The sequence below is a fragment of the Candidatus Benthicola sp. genome (assembly GCF_058719085.1).
Genome location: NZ_JBZQEK010000010.1, coordinates 1 through 13996, shown reverse-complemented (window position 1 = coordinate 13996; position 13996 = coordinate 1). Strand labels below are relative to the sequence as shown.

Below are 13996 nucleotides of genomic sequence, written 5' to 3'. Positions count from 1 at the left end.
ATCTGACACAGGAGCTTGGCTTTATTGGAGTGAAAGCAGCTTCCGAGGCTGCAGCGGCCCCTACAGGAGGACGGACGGATGGTGCGCTCCCCCCGCGTGGAACGTGGACGTGTGACGTTCAGGCTCTTCCTCTTGCTCCCCGCCGCGCTGGTCGGAATGACCGCCTGCCGGGAGAACACCATACCCACCGAGCCGGAAGTCACCCCCGAGCGTCCCGCCATGACCGTCTCGACGGCCGGGGCGGACGAATGGATCGTCGTGTTCAAGCGGGGCACCGCCGACGCTCCCGGCCTCGCGCAGCGCCTCGTGGCTGCCAACGGCGGCACGATCCGTCACACCTACAGCCGTGCGCTGCAGGGATTCGCGGCCAACCTTCCCCCGCAGGCGGTCGACGCGATCGGCCGGAATCCGAACGTGGCCTACGTGGAGCCCGATGGGGTGATGCAGAAGACCGCGGTCGGCTCCTGGGGGCTCGACCGGATCGATCAGCGGGATCTGGATCTCGACGGCTCCTACGTACCGGCCAACGACGGATCGGGCGTGACGGTCTACATCATCGACACGGGCGTGGACTACACGCGCACGGATCAGTTCGGAAGCCGCTATGACGACACGGCCGACTACGACTTCGTGGACGGCGACGATGATGCGTTCGACTGCGACGGACACGGGACACACGTCGCCGGTACGGTGGGCAGCGTTGAGTACGGCGTGGCGCCGGGAGTGACGATCGTCGGCGTGCGCGTGCTCAACTGTCAGGGCAGCGGCAGCTACGCGGACGTGATCGCGGGCATCGAATACGTGGCCACGAACGCTCCGGACCTCGCCGTCGCGAACATGAGCCTGGGCGGCGGCCGCAGCTCCGCGGTGAACGACGCGGTGGACGGCGCGGTGGGCTCCGGAGTCGTCTTTGCCGTCTCGTCCGGCAACTCGAACGCCGATGCGTGCAACTACTCCCCTGCGAGCGCCGCGAGCGCCATCACGGTGAACGCTTCGACGAGCTCCGACGCCCGTAGCTCGTTCTCCAACTACGGCACCTGCACCGACATCTTCGCGCCGGGCTCCGGCATCACCTCGACGGTCATGGGATCGGGAACCGGCACGTGGAGCGGGACATCGATGGCCTCCCCGCACGTCGCGGGAGTCGCGGCGCAGATCCTCCACGAGCTGGGAAGCGTGAGTCCGACGACGGTGTGGGAGACGATGCAGGACCGTGCGACCCGGGATCGAATCTCCGGGGTCGGCGCGGGCACGCCCAACCTCCTTCTGTACTCGGGCACGGATTCCGGCGACCCGTGCGCCAACGGCGGATGTCCGGCAGCGACGGTCGAGTCGGTGAGCCCGGTGACCGTCAAGATCAACAAGAGAAACATCGGCTCCGGCACGGTCACCGTGGGCATCGCCGTATCCGGTGGGGCTTCGCTCTCCGGGGTGACCGTAACCGGCTCCTGGACCGTGAACGGGAATGCGGGCTACGCGACGTCTTCCGGCACCACCGGGCAGGACGGCACGGTGACGCTCTCGACCGGCGGCATCCGGTTCGCAGAGGACTTCGACTTCTGCGTCACCGGGTTGAGCGGCGCGATCGTCGATCAAACCGTGTACACGGATACCGAGCCGTGTGCCGGCTTCGGTGGGACGCCCGACCCCCCGACGGTCGATCCTCCGGCCGGGAGTCCCGGCGGACTCAGCGTGACCGCGGAACGGAAGGGGAGGAACTGGCGCGCCCATCTGGTATGGACGGGCGGTGGAAGCTCGGTGGACATCGTCCGGGGAACGGTGACGATCGCCTCGGGGATCGCCAACTCCGGCTCCTATACGGACAACCTCGGGAAGGACGCGTCGGGCGTGTACACCTACACGGTGTGCAACGCGGGCACCTCCGACTGCTCGGATCCGGATCAGGTGACGATCGCCCCCTGATCCGGGTCACGGGGGAGGGACGGAACGACCTTCCGGGGCGCCGCGCTCGACGAGCCCGGTCAGACGGTCCAGCACGCGCTGCAGCTGTGGACTGGCATTCTGAGCCTTCGTGGTAACCATCCCCTTCACGGTCGCGAAGGCACCGAAGATCGCCGCAGGCAGGGCCGTCACGAGGATGGCGCCCTCCTGGAGCCCCAGCATGGCGGCCACGGCCAGCCCGAACAGCGCTCCGGCCCCGGCACCCCAGCCGGGTGCGAAGATCCGCCATCCGGCCATCTCGATCTGCTCTTCGAGGTGAATCTCCGTGACGCCGTCGCGGGGACGCAACGTCACCACGATCTGCCGGCTCTCGGTACCCTGACGGGCAGGGCTCCACGTCAGGGTCCGGCCCACCGTCGAGACGTGACCGGCCATCCCGAGCTCTTCCTGGATCAGGTCGACCGCATCGGCGTACGCACCCTCCGCCAGCTCTCCGGGAACGCTCCTGTCGGCCGTTAGCCTCTCCTTCGCGAAGGACACGTCCGGAGCGTTCGGAAAGGAGCGCGACTCGCCCGGCTCCTTGCCGAGGCGAAACAGCGCCGGGGCCAGCGGGCGATCGGCCTCGGCGACCGGTAGACGGCGGCTGCCGCGCAGCTCCGCCGTGGCCTCCCGTATCCGCTCCGGAGCGATTCCGACCTCGGCGGCCACCTGTTCGACCGATCCCACGGTGAGGGCCCTCGGAGCCGCCTCCCGTGTTGCTTCCGCGCTCCCGGACCGCTCGACCTCCAGCGCGGCCGCCCTCGCGAGGATGGCCTGCATTTCCGCCTCGGGAATCGGCTCTCCGCCCTCGGCCGCCGTGGCTAGCGCACCGATGAACTCGCCTGCCGAGCCGTATCGGTCGGCACCGCGAAGAGCCAGCGCCCGGGCGAGGCACTGCTCCACCCGTCCCGGCAGGACGTCCAGATGCGCACGGTGAGAGGGAGGGGCTTCCAGGAATCGACCGAGGCGCGAGTCTTCACGACTCGGCCAGCCCGCCGGCGTGTCTCCGACGAGCATCTCGTATACCACGCAGCCGAGGCCGAACACGTCGGTACGTTCGTCCAGGTCCGTTCGTCCGGCAGCTTGCTCCGGGCTCATGTATCCAAGCGTGCCCACCGGAAAGCCGCTTCGCGTCAGCGTGCGCCGGTCGACCGAGGTGACGGCCTTGGCGACCCCGAAGTCCGCGACCACCGCGAGACCCTCCGAAAACAGGATGTTCTCGGGCTTGATGTCCCGGTGCACGACGCCGGCGCGGTGCGCGTAATCCAGCGCGGAGGCCACTTCCCGGGCGATCCCGACGACTCGCTCGAGACGCAGCGGGGCTCCCGGCTCGAGTCGGTCGCGAAGGGACCCTCCGGTCACGAAGGGCATCACGTAGTACACGAGGCCATCGAGGGAGCCCGAGTCGAGCAGCGGGAGTATGTGAGGGTGGTTGAGCGACGCGGTGAGCTTGATCTCCTGAAGAAAACGCTCCGACCCGACGGCCGAGGCCAGATCCGGCCGCAAGACCTTCAGGGCGACCGGACGCTCGTGCTTGAGGTCACGGGCCAGGAAGACGGTCGACATGCCGCCACGGCCGAGCTCCCGCTCGACTTCGTACGAACCCTCGAGACCGGAACGAAGGAGATCTGGAACCTCTGGCATGGCCGCGGCACCTCTCAGCTGGCGGACCCGGCAAGATAGAGGGCCGGGTGCGCCGGGGCGACCGGACTCCGGCGATGTCCGTCCGAGGCCGCCGGCCGAAACCGCAGCACGCTGCGAACCGTACGGTGCGGACGTGAAGTCGGATGGCCGGCGATCGGCGGCACTCCGAGGTTCGGATCGAATCACGAGGGGAGGAGAGGATGTCGGGTACGTGGGCTGAGATCAGGCGCACGGTGCGTTCGCTGTCGCGCAGCAGGCTCTTCGCGGTCATTTCGATCCTCACCCTCGCCGTCGCGATCGGCGCGAACTCCGCCATCTTCAGCGTGGTGAACGGCGTTCTCCTGCGGCCACTGCCCTACCCCGATTCGGACCGCCTGGTGGTCGTCGGACACACCGCTCCGCTCGCGGGCTTTCCGGAGGTTCCCCAGGCGACCGGCACGTACGTGCTGTACCGGGACGAGGCGACCACGCTCGACGGCCTGACCATGTTCTGGGATGGAACCGTGAACCTCACGGGGACCGGAGAGCCGGAGCAGCTGGCGGCCGCCGGCATCACCGGCACCTTCTTCGACGTCCTGAGAGCACCGCCGCTGCTCGGGCGCAGCTTCCTCGAGGAGGAACTCCTCCCCGACGGTGAGCCGGTCGCGCTGCTCAGCCACGGGTTGTGGCAGCGCAAGTACGGGGGCGCCGAGGACGTCGTCGGTCGGACGATCACCATCGATGGAGAAGCGCGTCGGATCGTGGGAGTCACCCGGGCCGGCTTCGACATTCCGTTCGACTCGGACGTGGAGGTCTGGCTGCCGATGATCATCGACCCGGAAGAACTGACTACCGGGAACTACAGCTATACCGGGATCGGCAGGTTGAAGGACGGAGTCTCGATCGAGGCGGCCTACGAGGATGTTCGCCGTCTCACGTTACAGCTTCCCGAGCGGTACCCCGACGATCTGATCACCCACGAGATGATCCAGCAGTCGGGATGGGACGCCCGGGTCGTACCCCTGATCTCGGAGGTCACCGGCGATGTGAGGCAGGCGCTGTGGATCCTGCTGGGAACGGTGGGAGTCGTTCTTCTCATCGCCTGCGCCAACGTGGCGAACCTGTTCCTCGTCCGGGCCGAGGGACGGCACAAGGAGATCGCGATCCGAAGCGCGCTCGGGGCCGAGAGATCCGCTCTGGCGCGAGATTTTCTCCGTGAGAGCACCGTCCTCGCTCTCGCTGGAGGCATCTTCGGACTGCTCCTGGCATTCGCCGGAATCCGGCTTCTGGTGGCGCTGGGGCCGGAGTCCATCCCTCGTCTCGACATGATCCGCATCGACGGCAGCGTGCTCGTCTTCACGCTTTTCGTATCGGTCGCCGCCGGCCTGCTGTTCGGGCTGGCACCCCTCTTCCGGCACACCCGGCCGGAAGTGGCCGGTGCGCTCAAGGAGGGTTTTCGCGGCACGACGTCAGGGCGCGGACGCGTCCGCGCGCGCACCGTACTCGTCTTCGGGCAGGTGGCCCTCGCCTTCGTGCTCATGGTGGGCTCGGGACTCCTCGTGAAGAGCTTCTGGAACCTGAAGAACGTGGATCCGGGTTTCGAGGCCGAGAACGTGCTCACGATGCGGCTTTCATTGCCCGAGACGCCGTATGACGATGAAGGGAAGTCGGTGGCTTTCTACCAGCAGTTGATCGATCGGGTCAATGAGCTCCCCGGGGTCGAGAGCGCCAGCACGGTGAGCAAGCTGCCGCTTCGGCCTCAGGGCGAGAGCCATAACGGCGTACTGATCCAGGACCGTCCGGTGGAGCCCGGTGCCATGCCGCACGTGGCGCTGTCGATCGTGGTCGGACCCGAGTACTTCGAAACCATGGGGATCGGCCTTCGCGAAGGACGGCTGATCGACCGGTCGGACATCACGGCGTCGACCGGCGCGGTGGTCGTGAACCGGGCGTTCGCCGAGCATTACTGGCCGGGTGAAAGCGCGATTGGAAAGCAGGTATGGCAGGGCATCGCCAGCGACATGGAGGAAGACGAGGACTTCGCATGGCTGCCGGTCGTCGGCGTGGTGGAAGACGTTCGGAGTCTGGGACTCGACATGGAGATCCGGCCGATCATCTACTACGCGATGAGCGGTCCCGCGGACACCCATCGGACGTCGATGAGCCTGGTGGCTCGGACGACGGCGGCGCCTTCATCGCTGGCTCCCGCGATTCGCGATGCGGTTTGGTCGCTCGATTCGAACGTCCCGATCACCGGGATCGAACCGATGCGCCGGGTGCTTCGAGATGCCACGTCGAGGGCCGGCTTCACGATGTTGCTGCTGGGCATCGCGGCCGGCGTCGCCCTGCTCCTCGGCGCCGTGGGTCTCTACGGGGTGATCAGCTACGGAGTGACCCAGCGCCGGCAGGAGCTCGGGGTGCGCATGGCCCTCGGAGCTCCGGCAGGTCGAGTGCGAGGCATGGTCGTCCGGCAGGGAGCGATGATCGCGGCTGTCGGTCTCGGCGTCGGGTTCGCCGTGGCGCTCGGGCTCACCCGGGTGATGGAGGCACTGCTGTTCGAGGTGTCCCCCACGGACCCGCCGACCTTCGGCCTCGTGGTGGCTCTGCTGTTTCTGGTGTCGATCGTGGCCAGCTGGCTTCCGGCCCGCAGAGCCGCGTCGGTGGATCCGGCGATCGCGCTCCGAGCGGAGTGACGTCGGGCGGGCGGTCCGTCAGACCGAGCCCCCATCTCCGATGGCGATCGACGGCCTCAGCCGACTCAGCTGCCGGCGGTGGCTGCCACGGTGGCCGCCGTCGTGGCAGCGACCGCCGCCGCTTGCGCGGCCTGAACGGCGGCCCTGGTGGCCTCACCGACGAGATCGCCCTCCGAAATCTCCTCGATCCGGGCCTTTCGCTGCTTCACGAGATCCTTGCCGAGCGCCGGCTTGAGAAGCCCCGTGCCGTGGCACAGAGCGATGAGCACGGCCGTGCGGGCATCCAGGTCGCCCGAATCGCCCGCGATCGCTCCGGTCAGGCGCTCGACGATCCGCCTCTCCGGCGCCCCATCGAGTGTGGGATAGGCCGTGCGCCGGAAGAGCAGGAGGATCCGATCCTCCCGTTCGCGCAGAATGCCCCTGCGGCACAGACCGACCGCGATCCTTCGCTTGAGGTCCTTGAGGCGGGCGAAACGCATCACCCAGTCCTGGGGCGAGCGCGTCTTCTTCGAGCTGACCACGCGATGCAGGCACTCATCCAGAATCGGATCGGCCAGCGGCTTCGGATCCTCGATCGCGACCCGATAGGACGGTTTCCTGCCCGGCTTCAGGGGTTTCCGGCGAGGAGCTTCTTCCAGGACCAGCCGCTCCTCGAGCAGCAGCTCGGCGAGCAACGCGCCCCCGAGCGCGAAGCCGTACTGCGCCGCGTAGGGCGTTCCCTTCTCGTCCTTCAGGGCGAGAAGCAGCACTTCCTCGTGAAGTCGGAGCTCGGATCGATCGTCCATGCGGGGCCTCCGTGTTCGTTCGCTCGCGGTGTCCGCCCTTTCCTACCCGCGAGTCGTCGCGACATTCGGAGGGGGCGAGCGTTCCGGATCAGCCGCGCTCGCGCACGATCTCGTCGAGGCGCTGCCTGGCCGCCTCCACGCGGGGCTGGAGGTCGGGATCGGCCTCTTCCCATAGCTCGATGAAGCGGGCGTAGTAGCCGGCGGCTCGCTCGAGGTCCCCCCGTTCGTCGTAGCGTTCGGCGAGCCGGGTGAGGGTGACGGGGTACTCGCGGGCCTGGCGCTGAATCTCGAGCACGTCACCGAAGCCGAGCGCCATCTCGTAGCGGGCCACAGCGGAATCGGCCATGCCCGCCCGATCGTACGCCCGGGCGAGATCCCAGCTCAGCAGCCGGGTGCCATACTCGGGGTAGAACGAGTTGTAGTCGCTCTCGGCGCCCTGCAGCGCCGCCACGGCATCCCCGAAGCGGCCCTCCCCGAAGGCGAGCACGCCCTCGAACCAGCCATCCTCTCCGGCCCTGAGCGGGGCGGGCTGCGAGGCATAGCGATTGCTGGCCCTTCGATCGGCGGCCATCCAGACCCTCGCCTCGTCCGGCCGGCCGGCGGCGGCGTAGAAGAAGGCGCGGTCGAGGCTGCCGTCGATCGTATCGATCGCCCCCGCTCGTTCCAGCGCCTCATCCAGGATGCGGGCCGCGGTGACCCTCTGCTGCCGCACGTCCAGCTCCGCCCAGGCCTCCCACTCCGCCTCCGCCAGGGGATCCTCGGAGGGGCGCGAATCGAGCCACCGGCGCTCCGCCTGGATGAGCTTCCCTCGCGCCAGGTCGATCACGGCCTGGTTCTGTAGCGCCCACCGCCGCCCCGTGGTGCTGCCGCTCCGCATCAGGGAGTCGACCTCCACCTGGGCGGAATCGTAGTTCCACTCGGCCGCCAGCATCCTCGATCGCACCCGGTGCACCCACGGCTGGCCGGGCACGTTCTCCTGCAATAGATCGATCACCGCGTGCGCCGAGTCCCGCGCCCCGAGCCAGTGGAGCCCACCGGAGAGGTTGATGTAGGCGTTCGGCGAATACGGATCGAGCTGAATCGCCCGCCCCAGCAGCCGCGTCGCCCCGTCCATGTTCCCCTGGTCGTAGTACAGGAGAGCCAGGTTGTTCAGGGCCCAGGTGTCGTTCGGATACTGATCCAGCAGGCTCCGGTAGGCGGTGATTCCCGCATCCGTGTCGTTCGTCACCTGGAAGTGGTAGGTCCCGATCGTGATGTAGCGTTCCCGGTCGGTCAGCAGGTCCCGAAGCTCGTACGCCCGGGTGGCCGCCTCGCGCGCGTCGGCGTCGTCACCGAGCGAGTTGTGCAGCACCGCCAGCTTCCGCCATGCCATGGCGAACGTCGAATCGATCTCGACCGCCTCCTCGAGCAGCGCCTCCCCGAGGTCCTGGTCGCCGGTGTCGATCGCGTTCAGCGCCTGCGTGTACTTCCGAAGCGCCTCGAGCGACGTGGTGGTCGCGCGCTCCAGCGGTGCGCTCGCCCGGATCGATCCGAGAGACTCTCCCATGCGCTCGCGCATCCGACGCGACAGCCGGTCGATCGTCTCGAGCACCTTCGTGGAGTCCGATGCCGATTCGCGCAGGTTGATCAGGTCCTGTCCGGACTCCGCCGCCACCAGCCGGGCCGTGAGCACGTATCCGCCGCCGAGATCCGCGACGTCTCCCGCCACGACCGCCTTGATGCCCTCGCGCACCGCGGCTTCCAGAGCCACCTGCTCGTCCAGTCGCGTGTCGGACGGCAGCTCCATGCGCTCGAGGACCGCCTCGATGAACGACGGATCCGCCAGGTTGACCGTAGGCGATTGGGACAGATCCACGCGGAACGCCATGGTGACGACCGGTGCCATGGCCTCGTCTCCGGAGAAGCTGGCGAGGATCACCCGCTCACCGTCTTCCAGCAGCCCCTTCGCCACCAGGGTTCCCGCCGAGCCGAGCCCCGCCCGGCGCGCGAACGCGTAGCCGCCGAGCACCGTCACGAAAAGGGTGGCCGCGGCCGCGCCCCCGAGCAGCGCGTTCTTCCACGTGAACAGCTTGCGCTGGTCGAGAAGCGGATCGTCGTCCGCGGGCTCCCGGGTCGGCTGCGGCGGCGCCTGGGTCTCTACCGCGAGGTCGGGCGCGGAGCTCGGACGGGCCGGCTCTTCAGATCCGGCCCCGCCTGCGCGGCCCTGGATGATCGCCGTGGCCAACATCACCGGCAGGCCGAGGAGGAGGAGAACCAGCGCGAACGGGAACACCCAGGACGGAAGCCCCATGTTCTGGGTCAGCACGTCGACGACCTGGAGCACGGCCCACGACACGCCGACGTATACGGCGAGCACCTGCCACACGGCGCGCCGGTGCGTCTCCCGCAGCAGGTTCTTCATCCGCGCTCCCTGATGATCTCTTCGAGACGTGCCCGTGCAGCTTCCACCCGGGGCTGCAGCTCCGCGTCCGCGTCCGCCCAGAGCTCGACGAAGCGTGCGTAGTAGACGGCCGCGTTCTCCAGGTCGCCGGCCTCGTCGTACAGTTGCGCCACCCGCTCCAGCGTGGGTCCGCGCTGTTCGTTGTCCCAGGCGTCCCGCTCGTACCAGTACATCTCGAGATACCCGGTGTAGGCGGCCAGCGCCGAGTCGCGAGCTCCCATCCGGTCGAAGATCTGTGCCTTGGGTATGTAGCGGCACGGAGTGCAGCCCGGAAGGTTCACCTCACGGACGAGCTCGAGGGCTTCATCGAGCCGGCCCTCGGCCATGAGATTCGCCACCTCGATGTTGCGCATGAAGTCTTCTACGTTCTCCCCGCCCCGGTACTCCTCGGGCACCTCCGCCTCCCACTCGGCGATCAACGACTCAGCCCTCGCTCGATCGCCAGCCCGAGCGTACCAGGCGGCCAGCCAGCCGTACGGCCGGTTCAGCACGTCCAGGCTCTCCAGCGGGTAGTCGGTGAGAATCCCGTCGAGGGTGGCCAGGGCTCGCGCCGTGTCCTGCCGCACGTGGATGTCGAGGTCGAAGATCTGCATCAGGGGCCATGCCGCGAACGCGTCGCTCACCTCCTCCCATAGCTGCGTCGCCTCCTCCCAGTGGCGCTCCGCCTCCGCCAGCTTGCCCTGGATCGCCGACACGTGACCCAGCCCCAAAGATCCCACGGCAGCCCAGGCCGGATCGTCATCTTCCTCGCGTAGATGGAGAGCCAACGCCCTGGCCTCGTCCCAGTTCTCCCGGTTCATCTCGACCTGGTACCGGGCGGCCAGGGTACGCTCGGTGCCCGGGGCGACACGATCGGCGATGTCCAGCGTCGCCGCCGCTTCCTCGAGCTTGCCCTGGTTCAGCTGGGCGGTGGCGACGTTGATGATCGACTTGACGCTGCTGTCCACCGCCACGGAGCGGGCGAACCAGTGCTCGGCCTCCGCCCACTCACCCACGTACGTGTGCGCGGCCCCGAGGTTGTTGAGAGCCCAGGCATCGTTCGGGTCGAGATCCACCATCCGCTCGTACACGCGGATGGCCTTCTGCGGCTCTCCGATCGCGTCCGTGTAGTAGGTGGCCTCAGCGAGGAAGCTCTCCCGCTGCGTGAGGCGATCGCGAAACCGATACGCCTTCTCCATGGCGTCGATGGCCTTCGCCTCGTCTCCTAACGTTTCGACGCCGATCTTCCGCCACGCCATAGCGAACGCGGTGTCGATCGTGACCGCCTCGTCGAGGAGGTCGAGTGCACGCTGCCGGTCCCGTCCGCTTTGAAAAAGCTCGAGCGCCCGAGAGTACTTCTCGAGGGCCTCGAGAGAGCCTGTCGTCACGCTCGCGAGCGGCGCCTCGGCCCGCATGTCGGAGTAGGAGTCCCCGATCCGCTCCCTCATCTTCCCCGACAGGCGATCGATCGCGGGGATGACCTCGTTCGCGTCTGCGGCCGTCTCGCGCAGCGACGCCAGCGTTTCCTCGCTGCGGGCGTCCGCGAGGCGCGCGGTGAGAACGAAGCCGTCGCCGATGGAAGACACCTCGCCCTCGACGACCGCCGGATAGCCCTCCCGGACGGCCAGCTCGTGGGCGATCTCGTGGGTGATGGGCTGGTCGTCGGTCAGCTCCATGCGGGCGAGCGCTTCGTCGAGCGTGGCGGGCTCCACGACCCTGACGAGCTCCGACTGCGACAGGTCGACGCGGAACGCCTGCGTCACGGCCCGTGCGAGAGAGGGATCGTCCGCTACGAAGTCGGCCACGACGATCGCCGCCTGGTCGGCCAGCATTCCCTTGGCGACCAGGGAGCCGACGGGGCCGATGCCGCGGTTGCGCATGAACATGAAGCCGGTCGTGACCACGGCGAGCAGCAGGAACGCGAGCCCTCCGCCCACGAGAGCGTTGCGCCACGTGAACAGGCGACGCGGTGATCGATCGGCGACGCGGGCGGGCTCGGCCGTGCCGCCCGCCGGCTCATCCCCGGCTTCGGCCGCGCCCGGCGCGTGCCGTCCCTGAACCACGGCCGTCGCCACGATGATCGGAAGGCCGATGAAGAGGAGCAGCATGGCGAAGGGAAACACCCAGTCGGGCAGACCGAGGTTGTCCTTCACCACGTCCACCACCTGGAGCACCACCCACGAGGCGGCGGCGTAGAAGGCCAGGATCTGCCACAGCGATCGCTGCTTCATCCGCGTTCCCTTACGATCTCGGCCAGTCGCGACCGGGCGGCCTCGACGCGCGGCTGGAATTCCGGATCGGCGTCTTCCCACACATCGACGAACTGTGCGTAATAGACCGCGGCATTCTCCGTGTCACCGAGCTCGTCGTACATCTGGGCCACCCGTTCGAGCGTCGGAGCGAGTGTGTCATCGGACCAGGCCCGGAAGAGCTGGCGGCGCCCGAGCCACCGTTCGTATTCCGCGATGGCTCCTTCCCGATCTCCCATCGCGTACAGAACTTCCGCGACATCCTCCGCGTCCTGTGCGGGATCCCGGTCCGTCAACTTCTCGGCCCGCAGATCCAGCGCGGAACGCGTCGAGCGCAGGGCACTCTCGTAGTCGCCCCGAGCATAGGCTCGAGCGGACTCCCAGAAGAACTTCCGGACGTCGCTCTGCCAGGACGGTGCGTTCGCCAGGCGCACCGAGTCCGCCGCGAGTCCGCGTTCGTAGAAGGCACGACCCTCTTCCGGCCGACCCATGTACGTGTACCAGAAGCCGAGACCGATGCCACGATCCGCGACGGTGCTGTCCGGCACCTGTGTCACGGCGCGATCGAACCGGCGGAGGGCCGATGTGGTGTCATGCCTCAGATCGACGTCCACCCTCCCCCAGAAGAAGGCGATGTCGAGAGAGTCCATGTCGTCCCAGCCCTCCCGCCTCAGTCTCTCCGCACGGGCGATGCGGCCCCGAAGGTACTCGATCGCCGACAACTGGTTCGTGGCCCACTGTCTCTGCCCCAGCATCTCGCTCTCGAGCAGGGGCTGCAGCTTGGACTCCGCGGCGTCGTAGTCCCCCTCGGACATCGACAGGGCGGCCGAGAAGCGATCGTAGAAAGGATGTCCCGGCTGCGTCTCGGCGAGTCGGTCCAGAACGACATAGGCCGAATCGATTTCCCCGATGAAGTGCAGGCTCCAGATCAGGTTCGTATACGAGAGGGGACTCGAGTACGGATCCGCGTCGATGGCCCGGCTGTACATCACGATCGCCAGGTCCGAATCCCCGCGGCGATCGTAAGCCTGGCCCAGGTTGTTCAGTGCCCAGCTGTCTTCCGGATACAGATCGAGGAGCGTGCTGTAGGCGGTGACGGCCGCGTCGAAATCGTCGGTCACGTAGATGTGGTACAGGCCTATGGCGTGGTATCGCTCCCGGTCCGTCATCCCGTCGCGCAGCTCGTACGCGCGAGTCACGGCCATTTCGCGACGATCCGGATCCACCGCCGCCAGCTTGCGCCAGGCCATTCCGAACGACGAGTCGCGCGCGATGGCCTCATCCAGGAGAGCGATTCCCTTCTCGTTGTCTCCCGCGTCGACCGCCTGGAGTGCCGCCGAATAGCGACGAAGGGCCTCCAGTGACGAGGTCGTGGCCCGCGCCAGCGACGCGCTGCTGCGGATCGACCCGAGGGACTCTCCGAGCCGCTCGCGAAGCTGTCGCGACAGGCGGTCGATCGATTCCATCACCTTCGTAGAATCGGAGGCGGTCTCGCGAAGCGTGACGAGGTCTTCCCCCGACTCGGCCGCCGTGACGCGAACCGAGATGACGTGGCTGCCCGCAACCGTGGCCACATCGCCCGAAATGACGGCCTTCAGCCCCTCCCGGATCGCGGCCTCACGGGCCAGCTCCGACGATAGAGGCGATCCCGGGTCCAGCTGGACTTCCATTCGATCCAGCACCGCGGACACGTAGGCGGGCTCGGCCACGGACACCACATCGCTCTGACCCAGGTCCACCCGGACCGCCATCGTCGCCACCGCAGCCAACGCCGAATCCCCCGAAAAGTCGGCCAGGATCACGCGCTCGCCGTCCTCGATGAGCCCCTTGGCGACCAGCGTCCCCGCCGTGCCGACACCGGCTCCCCGGAGCACCATCCAGACGGCGGTCGCCGCACCGAACAGCGCCAAAGCCGCGATCCCGCCGGCGATCGCGTTCCGCCACGTGAACACGTTCGATTTGAACCAGCTCGTGGCCTCGGCGCGGGTGGGCGCGGAGTGCGCGGGAGAAACGGGCGGCGCGGCGGCGTCCACGGCCCTCGCGGCCTCGGGCTCAGCCGGCCCTGTGGAGCCCGATCCCTCCGCTGTCTCGCGGCCCGGCATACCCCGCTGGACGATCGCCGTGGCCAGCACCATCGGAAGCCCAATGAGCAGCAGGACGAGGGCGAGCGAGGGCACCCAATCGGGAAGACCCGCGCTCTGAACGAGCTGATCGACGACCTGGAGCACCACCCAGGAGCCCGCGAGGTAGATCCCGAGGACCTGCCAGATCGATCGGTCGTGGATC

The 13996-nt window shown here is 68.1% G+C and carries 7 protein-coding genes; 2 read left to right on the top strand and 5 right to left on the bottom strand.

Annotated features, from left to right (window positions below):
* Nucleotides 1-111: 111 nt before the first annotated feature.
* A complete protein-coding gene (locus tag AC36XV_RS00995; protein ID WP_492201819.1) occupies nucleotides 112-1923 on the top strand; it encodes a S8 family peptidase in 1812 nt (603 codons plus the stop codon).
* Nucleotides 1924-1929: 6 nt separating this feature from the next.
* On the opposite strand, the gene AC36XV_RS00990 is transcribed toward AC36XV_RS00995, so the two are convergent.
* The gene (locus tag AC36XV_RS00990; protein ID WP_492201818.1) at nucleotides 1930-3585 is read right to left on the bottom strand and encodes a serine/threonine-protein kinase; all 1656 of its coding nucleotides are present in this window, start codon (nucleotides 3583-3585) and stop codon (nucleotides 1930-1932) included.
* A 200-nt stretch (nucleotides 3586-3785) separates the two neighbouring features.
* Here AC36XV_RS00990 and AC36XV_RS00985 point away from each other — a divergent pair, with 200 nt between their 5' ends.
* Complete coding sequence (locus AC36XV_RS00985) at nucleotides 3786-6257, top strand: ABC transporter permease (RefSeq protein ID WP_492201817.1); 2472 nt, start codon at nucleotides 3786-3788, stop codon at nucleotides 6255-6257.
* 65 nt (nucleotides 6258-6322) lie between these two features.
* Here AC36XV_RS00985 and AC36XV_RS00980 read toward each other — a convergent pair whose 3' ends face one another.
* The 4 genes from AC36XV_RS00980 to AC36XV_RS00965 all read right to left on the bottom strand — a co-directional run.
* Nucleotides 6323-7042 (bottom strand): GOLPH3/VPS74 family protein, encoded by a 720-nt coding sequence (locus AC36XV_RS00980; RefSeq protein WP_492201816.1) that lies wholly within the window; start codon nucleotides 7040-7042, stop codon nucleotides 6323-6325.
* A gap of 88 nt (nucleotides 7043-7130) precedes the next feature.
* Nucleotides 7131-9443, bottom strand: a complete 2313-nt coding sequence (locus tag AC36XV_RS00975; protein ID WP_492201815.1) for a tetratricopeptide repeat protein — start codon at nucleotides 9441-9443, stop codon at nucleotides 7131-7133.
* Nucleotides 9440-11692 carry a tetratricopeptide repeat protein gene (locus AC36XV_RS00970; protein WP_492201814.1) on the bottom strand — a complete coding sequence of 751 codons (2253 nt, stop codon included), beginning with the start codon at nucleotides 11690-11692 and terminating at the stop codon, nucleotides 9440-9442. Before AC36XV_RS00970 ends, AC36XV_RS00975 begins: the two co-directional genes overlap by 4 nt.
* The coding region (locus AC36XV_RS00965; protein WP_492201813.1) for a tetratricopeptide repeat protein at nucleotides 11689-13996 on the bottom strand (2308 nt) is incomplete at its 5' end. The genes AC36XV_RS00965 and AC36XV_RS00970, both read right to left, overlap by 4 nt.